The sequence below is a fragment of the Vibrio sp. ER1A genome (assembly GCF_000733315.1).
Taxonomy (GTDB): domain Bacteria; phylum Pseudomonadota; class Gammaproteobacteria; order Enterobacterales; family Vibrionaceae; genus Vibrio; species Vibrio mediterranei.
In genome coordinates this window covers 34492-55168 of record NZ_JPJA01000084.1, presented here as the reverse complement: position 1 = coordinate 55168, position 20677 = coordinate 34492, and the positions used below count along the sequence as shown (strand labels likewise).

Genomic DNA, 20677 nt, shown 5'->3' with positions numbered 1-20677 from the left:
CCCTGACTAAATAAATCTATTAAATTATCGATAATTATCGACGCAAATTAACTAGGTTTATTTTGACCCATTGCTTTCATTACTCGTCAACGAATGTCTTACCGCTACCTCATAAAAGCGGTGGAAGCAGGGGTTTTTCATCTTACTTGTTTTGCTTTATAGCAAAACTATTGAGCATGGCTGTGCTGGGGGTTTATTCCGTCACTACGTTTGCCGTCGAATTACCGCCAATATTCTACCCACTTACTCTGCAAACCGAAGGAAAGTTTCTTGCTGCGAAACAGCTTTTCCCTGGAGAAGAGGGAGGGTTATGGTCTATTGATGTGCATGATAAAGTTCGATTTTTCGATGGTTCTCGTTTTGTTGAGCTCAATGGTGCGTCTTTCAATAGTCGTACCGTTACATTTGCAGATGGCCGGTTTTGGTATGCCAGAGGTAATCAGCTATTGACTCGTTACCCGCTGGGTAAAGAGCAAGTTGCCTATCAAGTAGAAATCACTGGTAGCATAAAACGTATTGGTCATAGTGGACCGCGAGTTTGGTTTGCCGATCAAAAACACCTTTACGTTCAGGATATAAATTCACAGAACTTTTCTCAAATCGACCTAGCTATCTTTGAACGGTTCTACAGCGGTTCAAATATTGATATACGTGCCGTTTTGAAAGTTGATGGGACTTGGTTTTTAGGGACAAATGTAGGTGTGTTTAAGTGGCAAGACCAAGCCTTGAGTCAACTCAAGACTAGCCATAGAGGCATGGTTACCGAATTATTCTATTCGTCCTCAACACGCCAGCTTTTGATAGGGTATAGCACAGGCGTGGAGCAGTTTTCCTTGGTAAACCAAGAGTCACACTACTATTTACTGAATCGCGCCCATGTACTGACACTCCAAGAATCTACTCAATACTTCTGGGTTGGAACGGAGCATGGTTTGTTCCTAATTGATAAAGCAACCTATCGCGCCGAACGTGTAGAACACAACATTAATGACAAGTTCAGCTTATCTGGTGAAAAGATATATTCGCTAGTATCAGACAAGATGGATGGGATGTGGATCGCCACCGATAATGGCATGCGCTATTTCTCGGAATATGGTGATCTATTTCGTCGTTTTACGGTGTCGCTAGAAGATGAACTACAGCGCGTAGAGGCGAAATTGGAAGTCGTAGCCAACACATTGGGAGGCTACTGGGTTATTACGCCATCTGCACTCTATTCAATAGATCGCAAGGGAATCTCAACACTGGTATTTTGGGGGCGTGTTTCATCACTGACCCAACAAGACAAACAATTATGGTTAGCGACTGATAGAGGACTGTTGCAACTCGATCTCGCCAAATATCGTGTCACGGCTATTCGACAAGAGATTGATAGCATACCAACACACGTTGATCATTTGGCGATAGGGTCGGGCAACAACCTGTGGCTGAGTGATGGACTAAGGTTGATGAGCGTAAACACAGTGACTAAAAAAGTCACAGACTTTGGTGATGAGTGGGTGGTGAGCAAGCACTTACCTGCAAAGATCACTGAAATCGAAGTTGTTAATCCAGAACTTACCGTTGTTGGGACGGACCACGGACTGTATCTGATTGAAAATGGCAAAAGTCACTTTATTAAGCAGAGTGAACCCTTTGGCAGCGTTATCGAAATATCCTCCTCTGATGAGCAGATTTGGGTGGCGAGTGGCTATGGAGCCTTTTCGTTATCACTACCTAGTCGAGCCTTTAGGACCCTTCCTCTATTTCACGACAACATTCGTCCAGTATGTATTACGCAAGCGGATGAGCGTGTTTGGCTCGTGACATCAGCGGGGATTTCTGCCTATTCCACCTCAGGAGATATCACGAAACATTTTAGTGCGCCTTATGGGCTAATCAATAATGAGTTTATCAATGGCAGTTGTAGTTACAGTCAAAAAAGTGATGAAGTGATAGTAGGTTCACGCTACGGCATTGTCGAGTTCAGTTCGAAAGCACTACTTGATGCACAGCTGCCTTTGCCGGAAGTACTAGTGTCTAAGGTATCGATCAATAACCAACCCATTCACCTTGGTGGTGTAGCAGGATTAACACCTAAAGTGGAGTTTGGTGATTCAATTGCTTTGCAGTTAGGTTTATGGCCTTTTGCGCAAGGGAGTAACTTGGTCTATCGAATCGGTGATTCTAATTGGCAACAATTGCAGGGACAGCAGTTAAATATTGATAAGCCAAAGCCAGGCAAGCAGCATATCGAAATTGCAATATCAGGCGAGCAAGATAGTCCGAGGACCAAATTGTTCGAGTTCTATGTACTCACACCTTGGTATATGACCGGGTGGTTTTATACCCTTCTTGGTATGAGTTTTGTTTGTGCAACGGCGATGTTTATCTACTGGCGTTCACGTCGAATACAAGCAATGAATACCGTTCTAAAAACACAAGTCGCGTTGAAGACAGAACAATTGCAACATCAAAGTCGAGTTCTGGTGGGGAATAATCAGCAACTTAGAAAGGCATTTAATATACGTCACCAAGTGCTTCGAGAACTCACTGAGCAGGCGATCAGTCACTCTAAACAGTTTAAACTAGAAAATTCCAGTTACTCCCACAAAAGCAGTGAGGCGAGTGAAAGCCTAAAAAGTGTGCGTGCTGTGTTTGAGGATAGCAATCAAAAGCCCATGTTATGCTCGGTGATGCGAATTCTAAACTTCACGCTGGCGGCGTGGCAGAAAGAGTTAGACAGCTATGGCATCAATGTTGAGCTGGTTAATCACGCTAGTCGCGATATTGTGTTGGTAGATAGTTGTGACTTAGACATCATATTTAACTCGATACTTGCTAACGCAATGAGACGTTTGGTTCGTGGGCAAGTCATACGTATTACTCTGGATGATGACCAAGCGAAGCTGAGCGTTTGCTTTGAAGATAGTGGTTTACCACTCCCTAACTTTAGCGAAAGTAATGCAACTCAGTTGGATACGATGGCCGTTAATCAGTTGGATTTTAGTCCAAGTAGTCTTCCTTTCCATATACATCACTCTGGTGGCGAGTTGAAACCTGTAGAGCGAAACGGTCGAAATCGAATTACTATGCGCTGGACTCTGTCAGGTGAGCAGTCAACGACAGGACCGGCAGAGGTGAAGGCTCGCTCTATACTGAATCCAGAGACGGAAACCTCATCAGTTGAAGTGAAAACCGACAAGTATGAAAGTTGGAAACGCCAGGTGACTCAGTTGGTGTCAGTACACTTCAATGATCCTGATCTTAGTACCGCTACGGCGTCTAAATCTTTGTTTATCTCCGAGCGCAGTTTTCAGCGTCGCTTTAAATCACTTTTTGGTGCGACATTTACCGACTATCTAACTGATGTGAGAATGGAAAAAGCGTGTGAGATGTTATTACAAGGAGAAAAAGTGGCTGACGTGGCGTTTGCTTGTGGTTTCAACGATCCGTCATATTTCTCGCAACGCTTCAAACTCTATTTCGGTTTACCGCCCTCGAAGTTTGCTGCCATGGATGTAGAAGAAACAAGCGATTAGAGTTCAAAGTACTGATAAAAAGCGCGTTGTTTGTGACGTTCGACTTCAAGGTTAGTCAGGTGGAACTCAATGTGGTCGCCAGGTCTTAACTGTGCAAGTGTCGCCAAGTCTCTAAAAGCGACGGTGCCAAGTTTTTTGTAGCCACCTAACGTTTGTCTATCTTGCAGTAGTATAATTGGCATCCCGTCTGGCGGGAGTTGCACAGCTCCGCAAACAATACCTTCTGAGATCATCGAACCAACAGCAGGTAAAGCCGTACTGGTTGATCCGTTTTCGTTTTCGAGTCTGATACCCATGCGATTGCTATTGGCTGAAATTCGATATTGCGATGTCAGTATTTCATTGGTCACCTGCGATGATAATTGATGGTATTGAAAAGTGGGGATGAGCCTGAGTCGATAACTGGACGCATAACGTGGAATTGCCGAATTTGGCATCTTGATGGGTTTGGTATGAGCTTTATCCGTTATGGTCAATACATCTCCCAAAGCGAGTGGTTTTCCTTGTCCTAGTCCTCCTATTTGGTTTCTTTCAACCGTTGCGACACTATGCAGAAAAGGAGGAATTTGGAAATTTCCTTTGACCGATAAATACGTTCTTAGGCCTTGTCTGGGCGTGGATAGGTGTAGTTCTTCGCCATCATGCAAGCGAAAGGCTTGCCACTGAGGCAAGGCAATACCGCGAGTAGCGTTAATTGCGCGACAATCAGCTCCGGTAAGAACAGCGTCGATATCGCCGACTGCACGCAGCTTTATCCGCCCAAGCAGTATTTCAACGCTGGCGTTGGTAGACGGGTTACCTAACAGTTTTTGGCCCCAGCAGTGGGCGTGTAGATCACTGACTCCACCCGGACTTAACCCAAATTGTGCGCAATGGTGGCGTCCAAGATCTTGAATAGTTGCATGATGTCCTTGATTGAGTACTACCAATTTGGGCATATCTTGCCTCCAAGACTTATGAACTCTCGCTTGTCTATTGCTTCGAATCGAACGTTATTTCCAACCTTCAACTTGCTATCTTGTGGCTGCTGAGGGTTATAAAGTTCAATAGGACAATTACCTATGATTTGCCATCCGCCAGGCGTATCTTGAGGATAAACCGCCGTTTGATTATTAGCGATACCGATACTTCCTTTTGGAACAAAGTGTCGCGGTGTAACTAGTCTGGGAACTTGGATGGTTTCTGACACCTGAGCTAGAAAAGCAAACCCTGGAGCGAAGCCGATAGCGCAAACGGTATAAAGTGTCTGGCTGTGTATTTCAATAATACTCTCAATTGCAAGAGATAAGTCACGAGACATGCTGTCTAATTCTGGGCCTACCTCAGGTGCGTAATAGGCGGGTAAAACCGTAATTGATGACGGTGTGGACAGACTGGTTTCGATTACCTTAATGTCTGTGATGAACTGTCGAAGCTGCTGCTCATCCACTCTCAAAGGATGATATTCCACCAATAAGCTGGTGTAGGAAGGGGTGAGGTTTAGTATACCTTCCCCAAAGTGTTGCTCTATCTGGTCACAGAACTGACCAATCTCATTTGGTAAAGAGAGTTCAATTTCATCGCCAAAGTACACCATAAGTGCTGACTCAGATACCTCAATGATGCGTAAGTTGGTATTCATGATAAGGCCTGAGCGTCAATAAGTGAGCGGATTGCTTTGGCGACTCGAATTGACGCCTCATTGTCTCCATGCACACAGAGTGTCTCGGCATCTAACTTCAACGTTTTGTTGTCAATGGTTTGTACAGAATGTTGTGAGACTAAGGATGAGGCTTGCCCAAGAATATCGGTTTCAGAGTGAAGCACGGCGCCTTCTAGATTTCGCGGCGCCAATAAACCAGAGGTTTGGTAGCGTCTATCAACAAACGCTTCGAATATTAATGATGCACCACATTGACTCGCCATTTCGGAGTGGGTCATGGCATGATTTGTTGCCAGTAGCATAAGAGGTAAATTTAAAGAGGCTGACACCGTCAACATACACTTCAAAATATCATCGGACTCCATCATATCGTTATATAACGCGCCGTGTGGCTTAAAATAACTTACCTGACTGCCTTGGTATTCCGTTAGTGCTTTAAGAGCGCCAATCTGATAAATCACAGAGTGAATGAGGGCGTTTTGTGTCATTGGTATTGAGCGCCGCCCAAATCCCTCTTTATCGGCATACCCAGGATGGGCACCAATTGTAACCTGATGTGTGACACAGAGTTCGATAGTCTTAATCATGTTGTCAGGATCAGAGGCATGAAAGCCACAGGCAATGTTAGCCATATCAAGCAGTGGGATTAAGGAGGCATCTTGTCCCATTTGCCAAGGGCCGAAACTTTCACCAACATCACCGTTAAGTTTAAACATAGTGTCCAATTCCATTTGACCATCTATTACTGAGTATGGGGAATAGGTTAATTGTTTACAAATCAGAAAAGTAGACGTGAGAAGGAAGTTTGAGAGACGAGTAAGAAAAAAAATTCGCGGCATAGCCGGGGGACCATACCGCGGGTGCCAATGACACCTTCGCTTGCTGCCGGAGTGATGCGGTTACCCACATCACCTCTGGAATTTCGATTAACAGGAGCAGGTTTGCTCTGTTGGGATTTACTATAAGCAGTTCCACTTATTTTCCTTATAAAAAAAACGGCAACTTATTATGAGTATTACGCCATTGTTTTATTTTTAGTGTAAGGTGTTGATATTTATTGATTTTATTTTTATTTATCTTTTTTGCTAGTCATCTTCTCGTCATGAAAGTTGGGTTTGTTTTCAGAAATTGACGTAATTGACGGAAATATTTTGACAAGTATTGCAGTTGCGTTGGCGCTAAAATTGATTTAGCGCAATGCGAAACCTTAGTTTTTAAATATAAAATTATTGTTAATGTTAATATTTCTCATTACCAATCATAGTTTGGGTGGATTTAATGAAACTTGCTGATTTGAATATCGGAAGCAGTGGAAAAATCACTGCACTGACAGGACTATCGAATGATGTCCGTAAAAAACTGATGGTAATGGGATTATTACCTAATACCGAAGTTAAAGTTATTCGTCGAGCTCCAATGGGTGACCCTCTGCAAATTGAGGTTCGTGGCGTCTCTTTGGCTGTTCGCAATAACATAGCGCAAGCGATAGAAGTGGAGTCAGTGTAATGAACTACACCATTCTGACAGTCGGTAACCCAAACAGCGGTAAAACGACCTTATTCAATGGACTTACAGGTGCTAAGCAACAAGTTGGTAACTGGGCTGGTGTCACGGTAGAAAAGAAAACTGGTCAATATCATCACGCGGGTGATGACTTTCAACTTACAGATTTGCCGGGGATCTACGCGTTAGATAGTGGCAATGATGGTAACAGTATTGATGAATCGATAGCTTCTCGCGCTGTCCTGACTCATCCTGCTGATCTTATCATTAACGTTGTTGATGCTACCAGTTTAGAGCGCAGCTTGTATATGACGCTCCAACTACGTGAGCTAGGTCGCCCTATGGTAGTTGTACTTAACAAAATGGATGCGTTGAAGCGTGAACGAGTAAAATTGGATATTGCTGGGCTTGAAAAAGCGCTTGGCTGTCCGGTGATGACACTATCTGCGACAGATAAAGACCAAGTCAGAAACCTAAAAGAACGTCTTCACAAAACCGTTGTTCAAGGTCTTACTCTTGATGCGCTTGCCATTAATTATGGTGCAGAAATGGAGCAGGCTATTGCGAAAGTGGAACCTGTTTTTGCCGGAGAAACGGTTAATTCGCGAGCACTAGCGATTCGTGCATTAGAAAAAGATGTGATGGTGTTGAACTCATTGACATCAGAGCAGCGTGACGACATTGAACTGGCTGGCAAGCAAACTCAACTTGATATCGATCTACAGGTTGCTGATACCAAATACACATTCCTGCATGAACAATGTAAGAAACTTCGCCGTAGTGAAGGTAAGCTAAGCCGCAGCTTCACTGAAAAAGTAGACGCACTCATTCTGAACAAATGGGTGGGTGTGCCATTCTTCTTTGTGGTGATGTACCTAATGTTTATGTTCTCCATTAACATTGGTAGCGCATTTATCGACTTCTTTGACATTGGTGTCGGTGCGTTGCTGGTTGATGGTGGACACTATCTATTGGATGGACACTTACCTGTTTGGCTTGTAACGCTTATTGCTGACGGTGTCGGTGGTGGTATTCAAACGGTAGCTACCTTTATCCCAGTGATTGCAGCTCTGTACCTTTTCTTGGCCGTTCTTGAGAGCTCTGGTTACATGTCTCGTGCCGCGTTCGTGCTAGATAAAGTCATGCAAAAAATCGGTCTACCGGGCAAAGCATTCGTCCCACTGGTTTTAGGTTTTGGCTGTAACGTACCGTCTATTATGGCAACACGTACCCTAGACCAAGAGCGTGAGCGCAAACTTGCCGCATCCATGGCACCATTTATGTCGTGTGGTGCCCGCCTTCCTGTGTATGCCTTGTTTGCAGCGGCTTTCTTCCCAGAAAGCGGTCAAAATGTGGTATTCGCTTTGTACATCCTTGGTATTGTCGCGGCAGTGTTTACAGGTTTAGTACTTAAGCACACCATCTACCCAGGTTCGAGTGATAGCTTAGTTATGGAAATGCCGGACTATGAGCTGCCAACTTTCCAAAACGTCATGATCAAAACATGGCAGAAATTAAAGCGCTTTGTATTGGGTGCAGGTAAAACCATCGTGGTAGTTGTAACTATTTTGAGTTTCCTAAATTCTGTTGGTACAGACGGCTCATTCGGCAACGAAGATAGTGAAAACTCAGTATTGTCGAAAGCGGCTCAAGTGGTTACTCCAGTCTTTTCACCTATGGGTGTCCAGCAAGATAACTGGCCAGCAACGGTGGGTATTATCACTGGTATTTTTGCCAAGGAAGCTGTCGTGGGTACACTCAACAGCCTTTACACTTCGGGTGAAGGTGAAGAGAGTGAATATGATTTGATGGGGAGCCTACAAGAAGCGGTTGAATCTATCCCGGCGAATTTAGCTGGTCTTAGCTACTCAGATCCTCTAGGTGTCGATGTTGGTGACCTTACTGATTCCTCTGCCGTAGCTGAAGAGCAGGCCGTAGATACATCAATTTTTGGTAACCTAAAAGGCTACTTTGTCACTGGCAATGCAGCGTTTGCTTACTTGATCTTTATCTTGCTTTACACACCATGTGTTGCAGCAATGGGTGCTTACGTTAAAGAGTTTGGTCAAAAATACGCACGCTTTATTGCGGTGTGGACAATGGGTCTAGCCTACGGAAGTGCAACGTTGTACTACCAGGTTACTCATTTCACGGCTCATCCTATGACCAGTGCTGCTTGGATCGCTGCCATTCTGTTAGTGTGTGTACTGGTGTTCAAGCTACTGCAAAACGAAGGCCGAAAACAGAGTGCACTAGAGGCGCAAACGGCATGATTCTTACAGAGTTAAAATCATTCATTGAAATGCATCCTGGCGCGAGTCGCCAGGAGATTGCTAAGAAGTTCTCGCTCAGTGAAGATGGTGTTGACGCGATGTTGTCCGTATGGATTCGTAAGGGCACAGTATCACGCATGCTTGATACCAATAAATCCGATCAAGTGACACGTGTGCGTTATGCCATGAATCGTAACGATGGTTTATCGGTTACCGTTACCATGTAAAATGTGATTGAGTCATTATATAAATAGCCGCCCAATTAGGGCGGCTTTTTTATTTATGCTGATTGAGACCTAATAACTTGAGGCCACCGCTTAGCAAAACAATCGCACCTGGCAAGACCAGCATTTCCCACTTAAGTTGGTTAAAGTTGATCAACACCAGTTCAAGAAACTTGACGAAGAGGATGATGATAATGACCTCGGCCAGTTTGTTTTTTAAGTGACCGATGTTTGGCGTTTTAATCCAGCTCAAAGTTGAGTCTGTCTCTTCGGCGGTTTTATTCTTGATAAATAAGGTGTACACCCCATGTGAAAAAATAAATAGCACTAAAGCGACTAAGAAGGTATCTAAAGATTTAATAAGATAGCTGATGGCTATATCTGCGCGGTCTAGGTGCAGTAACTCGGAAGGTGGCTCGGCGTTCAACAAGAACACGCCAAACGCATTGTAAGTCTTTGCGGCACCAATTAGGAACAATAAGACAGAGCCAGCCATAGAGCCAATGATGGCAATCCAGCTGACATAACGGAATTGAACTAATAATCTTTTGGTCATGACTTGCTCCTATATTTTAACGGGGCAAGTTTATAGAGAAATTGGATTCGTGATAATAATAGGATTTTTTTAAAGATTATTACGAATACGTAATAGTACCCAAGATCTTTATTCGAGCGGAGATCTTGGGTAGGTAGGCCAATGGTCAGTCGCTGTTAAAAGGGTGACATTAACCGCGTGTAAACAAGCTGCTTAAGGAAAGGACATTACCGATGCGTGTCATGATGTCCGCTTGTTCTTCATCGCTGCGTTGCTCGCCTTTGGTATTGCCCCATACAGGACCTGGCCAAGCGATGTCGTCTTTGAATCGAGCAATATGATGGATATGCAGTTGCGGCACCATGTTTCCCAATGCGCCAAGGTTGAGCTTGTCAGGTCGAAAAGTCGCTTCGAGTGCTTGAGCGACGGCTTGAGACTCTAGCAAAAATTGCTGCTGTTCCTTCATTGGTAAGTGATGAAGTTCTTTTAAGTTTTCACGCTTCGGAACCAAGATTACCCAAGGAACCGCACTGTCCTTGCTAAGGAGGGCAACGCAAAGTGGAAAGTGACCGATGACAGTAGTGTCTTTGGCGAGTTGAGGGTGCAGTTCAAAGCTCATGGTGTTAATTCCGTTGTCATAATGAGGGACTCAGTATACGTCAGATAAAACAAAAGGTTGACGCTTTCACGTCAACCTTTGTGTATTCATTACCATTTACGTAGTGGTAATTACATGCGTTCTAGCGTTTCGATACCAAGCAGTTCTAGACCTTGCTGGATAGTCTTAGCTGTTAATGCCGCGAGTTTTAGTCGGCTTTGCTTAACGCTTTCATCTTCAGCAATAAGAATTGGACATGCTTCGTAGAAGCTAGAGAATTGACCTGCAAGCTCAAATAAATAGCTACACATAATGTGAGGCTGACCTTCACGAGCGACAGATTGTACGGCTTCCTCGAATTGCAGTAGTTTAGCAACTAACGCTTTCTCTTTCTCATCAGTGATCTTGATGTCACCTGAAAGCTCGTCCATTGATACGCCAGCTTTTGCAAAGATAGACGCTACACGAGTGTAAGCGTACTGCATGTAAGGAGCAGTGTTACCTTCAAACGCTAGCATGTTGTCCCAATCGAACACGTAGTCTGTAGTACGGTGCTTAGAAAGGTCTGCATACTTAACCGCTGCCATTGCTACCGTGTTAGCGATATTTGCTTTCTCTTCAGCATCTAGCTCTGGGTTTTTCGACTCGATTAACGCTGTAGCGCGCTCTACTGCTTCGTCTAGAAGATCAGCAAGGCGAACCGTACCGCCTGCGCGAGTCTTGAACGGACGACCATCTTTACCTAGCATCATACCAAATGCGTGGTGCTCAAGGCTGGTTGATTCTGGTACATAACCTGCCTTGCGGACGATAGTCCAAGCTTGCTGTAGGTGTTGGTGCTGACGTGAATCGATGAAGTAAAGAACGCGGTCTGCACCAAGCTTCTCGTAGCGATATTTTGCACAAGCGATGTCAGTCGTGGTGTATAGGAAGCCGCCATCACGTTTTTGGATGATAACACCCATTGGCTCGCCATCTTTATTCTTATATTCGTCAAGGAATACCACTTGTGCGCCGTCATCTTCAACTGCTAGACCTTTTTCTTTCAGGTCTTGCACAATGCCAGGTAGCATGTCGTTATACATACTTTCACCCATCACATCGTCACGCGTTAACGATACATTTAGGCGATCGTAGTTGCGTTGGTTCTGGATCATAGTAACGTCAACAAGCTTCTTCCACATTTCAGCGCAGAACTCATCGCCACCTTGCAGTTTCACTACGTAGCCACGTGCGCGCTCTGCAAATTCAGCATCTTCGTCATACAGCTTTTTAGATTCGCGGTAGAAAGCTTCAAGGTCAGAGAGTTCCATTGAAACTTCACCAGACTCTTGTTGAACGCGCTCTAGATTAGCGATAAGCATACCGAACTGAGTACCCCAGTCACCGATGTGGTTAGCACGGATAACGTTATGACCCAAAAACTCTAGAGTACGAACAACCGCATCACCGATGATGGTTGAACGAAGATGACCAACGTGCATTTCTTTTGCTACGTTTGGTGCAGAGTAGTCAGCAACGATGGTTTGTTGCTCTTGAGAAGCCACACCTAGGCGTGCATCCGTCAGTGCTTCGTCAGCTTGCTTTGCAAGAAATTCTTCGCTTAGGAAGATGTTAATAAAGCCAGGACCAGCAATTTCAGTTTTGCTTGCAATTCCATCTAGGTCCAAAACGTCCAGAACTTTCTGTGCGAATTCTCGTGGATTTGTACCCAATTTCTTAGCAACGCCCATTACGCCATTTGCTTGGTAGTCACCAAACTGTGGTTTCGCAGATTGGCGAACAGCAGCAGGACTGCCTGCAGGTGCGCCAGCGGCTTCTAGAGCCTGAGATACTTTGTCGTTGATCAGTGCTTGGATATTCACACGCGTTTCCTTCAATTCTTGGAATTGGATTTCATGTTGTTCATGAAACTGTGGCAATTTGGCGCACATAATAGCAACTTTAACGCCAGTGACCTAGAGGGGAAGTTTGTATTTTTTCTGATTCTGGCCGAATCCTGCTACTATCTGGCGTTTGAAGTACAAAATGAGCGCTAAAAAATGGAACAAACCCTGCTACAAAAAGGTCTAGTACCTTCTCAAATGTTGAGTGAAACTGATGCCTTTCTCGATAAAGTTCAGGCATTATGCAGCAAGTTATCTATAGATTTAGCAGATTACCAAGCCGACCATATTGCTTTGCGAATCAATGATTCGGACGTGGCGAAAGCGGCTCATACCGCGTGGCTAGAATATGGCAAGGTCATTTCTGAGGCGCACATAAACGGTCGTCCAATTATCGTTTTGCAATTTGACCAAGCAATAACAAGTCGTGGTTGGTCGATTGAATGTCTGGAACTGCCTTATCCAGCAATAGGGAAGACACACCCTATTGAACACTGGGAGCACGTTGAGTTCGTTGTGCCTTCAAAGGCAACAACAGCGGACGAATATTTAGCTGATTTATGTATCATTTTTCCAGCGTTGGCTCATCGTTTGGAGCAGTTGGATGCTCTTAACATTAAAATGAAGCTATCCAGTCCGAAAGGCGAAGGAGAGCGCTTAGCTAACCCGACGGTGGCATTTAAGCACGATAACATCTGCGTCAAACTTCATCCGCATAGCCTAAAAAACATTGTTGCTTCTGAGCAAGCCGATATCTAGAGCAAAATGGTGTGAGTGTTAGTTATTCGGGTAATGACATTAAGTGAAAGATCATTACCTGAATAAGGGCTAACTTCACAAAGCCTCGACAGGCTCTTACCGATCAATTTATCGTCAACGACTAAACTTGTAGCTGTAAACCTAGTCTGTAAGGAAACGGCAAGTGATAACAGCTACGATAAATAAATGGGGAGTAGTGCTGCTCCTATCAAGCACCTCCTTTCTAACCTCCGCCGCTGATTTTGATATTGATAATCCCACCTGTGAAACCAGCACGAGTCGACAAGTCTCTAACGGTCGCCTCGATCTCAATCTACATTTTTGCAATCAATTAGTTCTTGATGATGGTAAAAAAGCACCATGGAGCAAATCTTACATAGCTCCTTATGAGCGTGCGGCTAAGCGATGGCTTGAAGTGCTTACCGCCGTCGATGGCGCTGACAAACATACACTAGACATTAACTTCTATGTGGTACCGCTCGAAGATGCCAATGGCATGGCGGGGCCTGAAGATGAAATTGATATCAGTTGGCGTTTGATTCCCACAAAAGGGTCGGTCTTTATCGGCAGCCATACCTATGAGCCTGGATTTGATCAAGTTGAATTCAACGCCAATATTCTGCACGAAATGGGTCATGTGTTCGGGGTGGGGGCGTATTCTACCGACTATACGCGTCATGATGGACAACTGGGTAAAGTGTTTTTAGTCAAAGATAGCCAAGCGGTGAAACGGTTTAATCGACAATATCAGGTAAACTATCGCGAACTGCCAATAAGTGACGATGGTGGCCATTTATATGACTCAAAGTGGAGTGAAGACAAAAAGCGCTACGATAAAAACGGCGTTCCAGTACCAGACATGAGTCAAGAGTTGATGGCAAATGGTACTTTGATTGGACCAGTGACATTAGGTCTATTAGATGACTTGGGCTATCAGGTGGACTATTCGAAAGGGGATCGTTACTCAAATTAACGCTAGTTCCTGAATAAACCGAGTCTGCGTCTATCTGATTAGAGTTAGCGAAAGTCACTCGCTACCATTGCTCAATGATGATTCAACCATGGTAGCGAGTTATAAAGGCTACAGAATGACGGTCTTATTGCCGTAAACAAACACATGGTCATTAATGACCTTGTTTAACGCTTTGGAAAGTACGTTTTTCTCAACATCTCGTCCAGCTTGAGCCATGTCTGCGGCACTAAAGTTGTGATCCACTGGGATAACGTCTTGTTTGATGATTGGGCCTTCATCCAGATCATTGGTGACGAAATGGGCTGTCGCGCCGATAATCTTCACGCCGCGATCATACGCTTGCTGGTATGGTTTAGCGCCGATAAATGCAGGCAAGAAACTGTGGTGAATGTTGATGATTTTATGATGATATTGTTCCACGAACGTTGGCGTTAGAACGCGCATATATTTTGCCAGCACCAAATAATCGGCCTCATATTGGTCGATCACTTCCAACATTTTCGTTTCATGCTCCTCTCGGCTTAGTCCGTCATGAGAAACGCAGTGGTATGGGATATCAAACTTCTCGGTTAGTCCTTGAAGCATATCGTAATTACCGATGACTGCGGCGATCTCTACATCTAGACTACCATCAAAGTTCTTCATCAGGATATCACCTAGGCAGTGCGCTTCTTTGGTGACCAGAATAACGATGCGCTTACGTGATGAATCGACTAACTTACGTTTTGTGCCTTGTGGGAGTGCTTGGTCTAAATCCGCTAAAAAGGTTTCATCGTTGAAGTAACCTTCCAACTCAGTGCGCATAAAGAAGTGACCACTGGTGTTATCTACAAATTCATTGTTGTGAATAATGTTCAGCTGGTGCTTGTAACAAATGTTGGTGATTTTTGAAATGAGACCAGGCGCATCGTTGCAATGCGTCAATAACGTTTTCTTTTCCATGATTTACTGCTTCCGTGAAATTTAAACTTTGACCTCTTCGTTATTCTGAAACTCGATATTCATGGTCCGGAAGGAGCACAACATATTGATGTGAATCTAAATTTACGAATTTGAGGATTTAAAATGGTGCGTTTGTTGAGGTAGTACGCAATCTAATCAACATTATTAATCTATTCTGGGCAAGGTTTCAACAAAAGAAGTCCGCCACGACGGCATTCCGGCTTGTCTCGATTTGTTGGAGCATCCTCAATTTGGCTTTAGGAGAGTGTTATGGATAAAGAACTACTCGCGCGCAAACTCTACGACCAAAGAGTCTCAGAATTGGTTGGAGATTCGGCCTTTGACCAGCATGAGCTTGATGAGCTTTGGTACAGTAAAGTCTCGCCTTCACAAGCAGCTGAACAATTAAAGCAATCGGACAATGTCATCGCCCCAGGATGGCTTACACGTTACCTGAATAAGCACTAGCCACTTTAAATTCTTCCCTGGTTTAAGCGCTCTTATTCTCTGTTCTACGAGCAAGAGCGCTCAATTCAATTTTCAACTGCTAAGCGATTAGGTATACACTAGGCCGATTAATATTAGGTAGCGGCAATCAGTGGTTTCAACAATAAATGGTTTCACGAACAATTAAAAAGGCGTTCGCCTCTGATGGCGCATTGGGAAGGGTTATCCCCGGTTTTCAGCCCAGACAACCACAACTTGATATGGCTGATGCCGTTGAACAAGCTATTCATAATGAAGACCAGCTTGTGGTGGAAGCGGGTACGGGTACTGGCAAAACCTTTGCTTATTTAGTCCCTGCGCTGTTAAGCGGTAAGAAAACCATTATCAGTACCGGATCGAAAAACTTACAAGAACAGCTCTTCCATCGTGATTTACCTTTGATGGTTGAAGCGTTAGGTTTTCATGGGCAAGTTTCGTTGTTAAAAGGGCGTTCCAACTATTTGTGTCTAGATAGACTGAGTCGACAAATGGTGGAAAGTCATACCACAGAAACGCAAACGGATTTGTTGTCACAGTTGGTCAAAGTGCGATCTTGGTCCTCGGAAACTAAGTCTGGAGACTTGGGTGAATGTGATGCGATTGCTGAAGATAGCCCAATTATACCCACCATTACGTCCACTAATGACAACTGCTTAGGAAAAGAGTGTCCAAGCTACCAAGATTGCTTTGTATTGAAGGCTCGTAAGCGAGCGTTGGACTCTGATGTCGTGGTGGTAAACCACCACTTATTTATGGCGGATCTTGCTATTAAGGAGACTGGCTTTGGGGAGCTGATTCCAGAAGCGGAAGTGTTTATCTTTGATGAAGCACACCAAATACCAGATATTGCCAGTCAGTATTTCGGGCAATCTATTTCAAGCCGTCAGATCCAAGATCTCGCGAAAGATATTGAGATTGGTTATCGCACTGAAGCCAGAGACATGCGTCAATTGCAAAAAGCAGGTGATAGACTCTCCCAATCAGCGATGGATATGCGTATTGTGCTAGGCGATACAGGTTTTAGGGGAAACTGGCGCGATGCCGTTGCCTCACCAAGTATCAAACGTGAATTAGACCGACTGCTGGATGCCATCAACTTGGTGATTGATGTACTTAAACTCGCTTTAGGTCGAAGTCAGCTATTAGATACCGCATTTGAGCGGGCTAATCTTATTAAAGGTCGTATTGAACGAGTGTGCGATGTCACTATTACCGGTTACTCCTATTGGTACGATACGTCGCCTCGTCATTTTAGTCTGCATATCACCCCGTTAACCGTTGCCGATAAGTTCCATGAGCAAGTGGAGATGAAGGGCGGTGCATGGATCTTTACCTCTGCAACTTTAGCGGTTTCCGATGACTTTGGTCACTTTACCTCTCGATTAGGTCTGATTCCGAAGCAGCAGTTTTCTCTACCAAGTCCGTTTGACTATCCCACTCAGGCTAGATTGTGTGTACCACGTTATTTGCCTGAACCAAATAGCCAAGGATTAGCTCAAAAGCTAGTGAACATGTTGTCTCCGGTCATTGAAGAAAACCAAGGGCGCTGCTTTTTCCTATGCACCTCACACAGCATGATGCGCGAGCTGGGTGAAAAGTTTCGTGGAAGCTTGTCACTGCCCGTATTACTTCAAGGTGAAACCAGCAAACAAAAAACGCTCGCAGAGTTTATGGAACTTGGTAACGCTTTGCTGGTGGCGACAGGGGCATTTTGGGAAGGAATAGATGTTAGAGGTGATACGCTGAGCTGTGTTATCATCGACAAATTACCGTTTACAGCCCCCGATGATCCACTGCTTAAAGCACGGATCGAAGATTGTAAATTACAAGGTGGTGACCCGTTCCAACAGGTACAACTGCCTGATGCCGTAATTACGTTAAAACAAGGTGTGGGCCGATTGATTCGAGATCAGAAAGATCGTGGCGCACTGATTATTTGCGACAATCGATTGGTGACCAGAGAGTATGGAGCGACGTTCTTAGCCAGCTTGCCGCCTATTCCTCGAACGCGCGACCTTGGAACGATAAGACAGTTTCTAGCACTCGACACAGAGTCGAATGCTAAAGAAGAAAAAATTGAGAAATAAATGACTTATAAAATTCTAGCTATCGATACTGCAACAGAGAACTGCTCAGTGGCTCTGTTGGTTGGTGATACGATTCATACTCGCAGTGAACTTGCTCCTCGCGATCATACGAAGAAAGTACTTCCTATGGTCGATGAGCTGTTAAAAGAGGCAGGATTGACACTTGCAGAACTGGATGCCTTAGCGTTTGCACGTGGTCCGGGCAGTTTTACGGGTGTACGTATTTGTATCGGGATTGCTCAAGGGCTAGGGTTTGGTGCCGACTTACCAATGATTGGAATTTCAACACTCAAAGCAATGGCGCAAGGCTCATATCGTATGAATGGTGCCACTCGTGTGGCTAGTGCTATCGATGCACGCATGAACGAAGTGTATTGGGGGCGTTTCGAACAGCAAGACAATGGCGATTGGCAAGACGTTGACCAAGAACAAGTGATCCCACCGAGCATCTTAGCGGAGAATCTGTCTGCTGATGGCATGCAGTGGACGCAAGCTGGAACGGGTTGGGAAGCTTACGTGGATACAATGAACACATTGGCTATCGATACCATCGCTTCTGAAGTCAAATATCCGCAGGCGCAAGATATCGCATTTCTTGCTAAATTCGAACTAGAGCGCGGTAATACTGTGCCAGCGGAAGAGGCAAGTCCAGTTTATCTTCGCGATACGGTAGCTTGGAAAAAGCTACCAGGCCGCGAATAACGGGAGAAAGCTAGCGCGCGAATAACGCGCTAGCTTAATTAACTCATGGTCTCGATTAACGGCCTTCCTTCTATCCCCAGCCAACGCAAGACACAGAAAGCCAAAACGAATAAGGCTGTGTCGAAAGCGTCGACGCCTTCAAGTACTAACGCAACTAATCAAACCACACAAGTCACTAAAGTGGCTCAAGCTGTTGCTCATTCGGTAAAACATTTATCAGACGCTGACGTGGCGCGTGCTCAAGTCCAATATGATTTACCTGAAGGACGCTCCAAAAAGGCATTAGAAGCCTATATGGATGTGATGAATCGAGCCAAACGAGAGGAACTTGAACAGTTACTTGGTGTCGATATTTTTATATGATAATAAGAGTATTTTTCATTTAAGGATAAGAAGTATGAATTTGGTGACGAAAATCGTTAGCCTGATTGGTTTGAGTATAATGTTGTCGGCGTGTGGTAGTTTGCCGGAGCAACTTGCCACAACGAATGAAAACGTTGTTTCCCAATATCAACAGGTGGTTGATGCTAAGGATGGAACTGAAGTTCGCCTTGGTGGTGTGATTGATACGGTTAAAAACTTGCCAAGCCAAACTCGCATTGAGATCGTCAATCTTCCGATCGATAAGTATGGTAAGCCTGACTTAGACCAAGAACCCAATGGCCGTTTTATTGCTTATGTTGATGGATTTGTCGATCCTGTAACGTACTCACGTGGTCGCTTAATTACCGTTGGTGGTCATAAAGGTGGTGTGGAGCGTGGTAAAGTAGGTGAGTTCGAAGCGGACTTTCCTGTTATCAAAGTATATGGGCAGTATCTTTGGCGAGTAGAAGAGCGCTTGATCATAAATCGTAACCCAAGTTCTTTTCATTCCTGCTGGGGTTATTACTGTGACGACTTCTACTACGGACCAACACAGGGAAGAGTTATCAAAGAGGTGAAGTAGCATTGCTTGCAAAAATAGAAGAAAAATCAGTCAAGATAGATGACAGGTACGTGACCTATCTTGAATTGAACCCCAAACTAACGGCCGCTAAGACGGTCGTTTTTATTCATGGTTGGATGGATAATGCCGCCAGTTTCCAATCTTTAATCGAGCAGGCTGCTGCACATCAGGTACCTTGGCGAGTTATTGCGATTGATTTGCCAGGGCATGGTCATTCAACACATAAGTCTGCGCACCATTTTTACAACTTTCACGACTACGTCGATGATCTTCACCGCATTTTGCTCAAACTTGAAGCAGTTGATGTATATCTAGTGGGACATTCACTTGGTGCATTAATCGCGAGTTGCTATAGTGCGGCCTTTCCTGAAAAAGTCGCAGGATTAGTTCAAATCGAAGCGCATGTCCCTCTTTCTGAATCCCCAGAGCAGAGCGCAGAGCGACTAAGAAACGGTATTGAAAGTCGTGAGCATTGGCGAGAAAAATCACCACGTGCCATTCCATCCAAACAAGATGCAATCAAAATGAGGATGCGAGCAACAAAGTTGCGGGAAGAAACAGTCCTCCCGATTGTTGAACGTGACCTGCAATTGATCGATGGTCAGTGGTTTTGGCGTCATGACAGTAAGCTTAAATGTGAGTCGGTCTATCGTATGACGCAAGAGCACGCTGAGGCCATTATGTCTGCGATTACTGTTCCTCATTTGGTGATTTTGGGGCAGCGTGGTTATCACTATTTACAGAACCCTCAAATCTTATCTCTTCTTGTCGATGCACAGATAGAAAAGGTCGAAGGCGATCACCATTGCCATTTAGAGTCGCCAAAAAAGGTATTTGAGCTAATACTTGGACTAGTTAACAAAAATTAAACAAGTGTTTGAGTCTTTCGTGCGCAAACTGGTCTGCTGTGTTGTAATAGCAGGAATAATAAAACATTCATAGAGATTCTAAGTGTTAACAAGTTTTTAAACTCTACATTGATTTAACTGCCAGTCTATGAATACGAAAGAGTGACCTTACACGCAAGGAGTATAATTGTGGATAAACCTTGGCTTTCGCGATACCCAAGTGATGTGCCGGAACAGATTAATCCGGACCAGTATCCTTCTTTAGTAGAAATGTTTGAACAGTCAGTACACAAATTCGCTGACCAACCAGCCTTCGTTAATATGGGGTCGGTGATGACATTTCGTAAGTTGGAAGAGCGCAGCCGCGCTTTTGCAGCTTACTTACAAAATGAGTTAAAGCTGAAAAAGGGTGATCGTGTCGCGATCATGATGCCTAACTTGCTGCAATATCCGGTTGCCTTGTTTGGTGTCTTACGTGCTGGCTTAATAGCCGTCAACGTTAACCCACTGTATACACCGCGTGAGCTAGAGCACCAGTTAAACGACGCTGATGCTAAAGCTATAATTATCGTCTCCAACTTTGCTAGCACGCTTGAGCAAGTGGTCGAGAACACGCCAATCAAACACGTGGTACTAACCAGTCTTGGTCAAATGTTGCCAAGAGCAAAAGGGACGGTGGTCGACTTTGTCGTGAAATACGTCAAAGGTATGGTGCCTAAGTATGATTTGCCAGGGGCTTTGTTGCCGAAATC

General features: G+C 44.5%; 21 protein-coding genes. 14 read left to right on the top strand and 7 right to left on the bottom strand.

From position 1 onward, the window contains the following. Window positions 1-176: 176 nt before the first annotated feature. Window positions 177-3521, top strand: coding sequence for an AraC family transcriptional regulator (locus HW45_RS05175; protein WP_038225385.1), 3345 nt, complete (start codon window positions 177-179; stop codon window positions 3519-3521). Here the strand turns inward: HW45_RS05175 and HW45_RS05170 are convergent. Genes HW45_RS05170 through HW45_RS05160 form a run of 3 tightly spaced genes read right to left on the bottom strand, consistent with a single transcriptional unit; the run spans window position 3518 to window position 5879 of the window. Further along, on the bottom strand, window positions 3518-4459 hold the full coding sequence (locus HW45_RS05170) for a biotin-dependent carboxyltransferase family protein (RefSeq protein ID WP_038225383.1): 942 nt from the start codon (window positions 4457-4459) through the stop codon (window positions 3518-3520). The genes HW45_RS05175 and HW45_RS05170 overlap by 4 nt on opposite strands. Further along, entirely contained in the window at window positions 4444-5142 is a 699-nt protein-coding gene (pxpB, locus tag HW45_RS05165; protein WP_038225382.1) for a 5-oxoprolinase subunit PxpB, read from the bottom strand. The genes HW45_RS05170 and pxpB overlap by 16 nt, the downstream gene beginning before the upstream one ends. Then, complete coding sequence (locus HW45_RS05160) at window positions 5139-5879, bottom strand: 5-oxoprolinase subunit PxpA (protein WP_051867814.1); 741 nt, start codon at window positions 5877-5879, stop codon at window positions 5139-5141. Before HW45_RS05160 ends, pxpB begins: the two co-directional genes overlap by 4 nt. A gap of 562 nt (window positions 5880-6441) precedes the next feature. On the opposite strand from HW45_RS05160, the gene HW45_RS05155 reads away from it, so the two are divergent. Genes HW45_RS05155 through HW45_RS05145 form a run of 3 tightly spaced genes read left to right on the top strand, consistent with a single transcriptional unit; the run spans window position 6442 to window position 9166 of the window. Next, complete coding sequence (locus HW45_RS05155) at window positions 6442-6669, top strand: FeoA family protein (protein ID WP_006074277.1); 228 nt, start codon at window positions 6442-6444, stop codon at window positions 6667-6669. Beyond that, on the top strand, window positions 6669-8939 hold the full coding sequence (gene feoB / locus HW45_RS05150; RefSeq protein ID WP_038225380.1) for a Fe(2+) transporter permease subunit FeoB: 2271 nt from the start codon (window positions 6669-6671) through the stop codon (window positions 8937-8939). The genes HW45_RS05155 and feoB overlap by 1 nt, the downstream gene beginning before the upstream one ends. After that, window positions 8936-9166, top strand: coding sequence for a FeoC-like transcriptional regulator (locus HW45_RS05145; RefSeq protein WP_038225379.1), 231 nt, complete (start codon window positions 8936-8938; stop codon window positions 9164-9166). Before feoB ends, HW45_RS05145 begins: the two co-directional genes overlap by 4 nt. Before the next feature lie 49 nt (window positions 9167-9215). On the opposite strand, the gene HW45_RS05140 is transcribed toward HW45_RS05145, so the two are convergent. The 3 genes from HW45_RS05140 to argS all read right to left on the bottom strand — a co-directional run bounded on the left by HW45_RS05140 (window position 9216) and on the right by argS (window position 12161). Further along, complete coding sequence (locus tag HW45_RS05140) at window positions 9216-9719, bottom strand: YqhA family protein (RefSeq protein WP_038225378.1); 504 nt, start codon at window positions 9717-9719, stop codon at window positions 9216-9218. 169 nt (window positions 9720-9888) lie between these two features. After that, window positions 9889-10317, bottom strand: a complete 429-nt coding sequence (locus HW45_RS05135) for an HIT family protein (protein ID WP_038225377.1) — start codon at window positions 10315-10317, stop codon at window positions 9889-9891. A 110-nt stretch (window positions 10318-10427) separates the two neighbouring features. Next, entirely contained in the window at window positions 10428-12161 is a 1734-nt protein-coding gene (gene argS / locus HW45_RS05130) for an arginine--tRNA ligase (RefSeq protein WP_006074282.1), read from the bottom strand. Between the two features lie 42 nt (window positions 12162-12203). Here argS and HW45_RS30170 point away from each other — a divergent pair, with 42 nt between their 5' ends. From HW45_RS30170 to HW45_RS05120, 3 genes are all read left to right on the top strand, one after another. Further along, window positions 12204-12335 (top strand): hypothetical protein, encoded by a 132-nt coding sequence (locus HW45_RS30170; protein WP_256200724.1) that lies wholly within the window; start codon window positions 12204-12206, stop codon window positions 12333-12335. Between the two features lie 3 nt (window positions 12336-12338). After that, window positions 12339-12941, top strand: coding sequence for a VOC family protein (locus HW45_RS05125; RefSeq protein WP_038225376.1), 603 nt, complete (start codon window positions 12339-12341; stop codon window positions 12939-12941). A 163-nt stretch (window positions 12942-13104) separates the two neighbouring features. Next, window positions 13105-13914, top strand: coding sequence for a hypothetical protein (locus HW45_RS05120; protein ID WP_051867812.1), 810 nt, complete (start codon window positions 13105-13107; stop codon window positions 13912-13914). Between the two features lie 108 nt (window positions 13915-14022). Here HW45_RS05120 and purU read toward each other — a convergent pair whose 3' ends face one another. Beyond that, the gene (purU, locus tag HW45_RS05115; protein ID WP_038225375.1) at window positions 14023-14856 is read right to left on the bottom strand and encodes a formyltetrahydrofolate deformylase; all 834 of its coding nucleotides are present in this window, start codon (window positions 14854-14856) and stop codon (window positions 14023-14025) included. 270 nt (window positions 14857-15126) lie between these two features. On the opposite strand from purU, the gene HW45_RS05110 reads away from it, so the two are divergent. From HW45_RS05110 to HW45_RS05080, 7 genes are all read left to right on the top strand, one after another. Beyond that, window positions 15127-15324: a hypothetical protein gene (locus HW45_RS05110; protein ID WP_038225374.1), complete on the top strand. Its 198-nt coding sequence runs from the start codon at window positions 15127-15129 to the stop codon at window positions 15322-15324. A gap of 146 nt (window positions 15325-15470) precedes the next feature. Next, window positions 15471-17429, top strand: a complete 1959-nt coding sequence (locus tag HW45_RS05105) for an ATP-dependent DNA helicase (protein ID WP_038225373.1) — start codon at window positions 15471-15473, stop codon at window positions 17427-17429. Continuing rightward, window positions 17430-18131, top strand: coding sequence for a tRNA (adenosine(37)-N6)-threonylcarbamoyltransferase complex dimerization subunit type 1 TsaB (tsaB, locus tag HW45_RS05100; RefSeq protein WP_006074288.1), 702 nt, complete (start codon window positions 17430-17432; stop codon window positions 18129-18131). Between the two features lie 45 nt (window positions 18132-18176). Beyond that, window positions 18177-18494, top strand: coding sequence for a hypothetical protein (locus HW45_RS05095; RefSeq protein WP_038225372.1), 318 nt, complete (start codon window positions 18177-18179; stop codon window positions 18492-18494). A gap of 34 nt (window positions 18495-18528) precedes the next feature. After that, window positions 18529-19077, top strand: a complete 549-nt coding sequence (locus HW45_RS05090; protein WP_006074290.1) for a Slp family lipoprotein — start codon at window positions 18529-18531, stop codon at window positions 19075-19077. A 2-nt stretch (window positions 19078-19079) separates the two neighbouring features. Next, window positions 19080-19946 (top strand): alpha/beta fold hydrolase, encoded by an 867-nt coding sequence (locus HW45_RS05085; protein WP_051867810.1) that lies wholly within the window; start codon window positions 19080-19082, stop codon window positions 19944-19946. A gap of 168 nt (window positions 19947-20114) precedes the next feature. Beyond that, window positions 20115-20677, top strand: a 563-nt coding sequence (locus HW45_RS05080) for an AMP-binding protein (RefSeq protein ID WP_038225371.1), incomplete at its 3' end; no start/stop codon positions are given.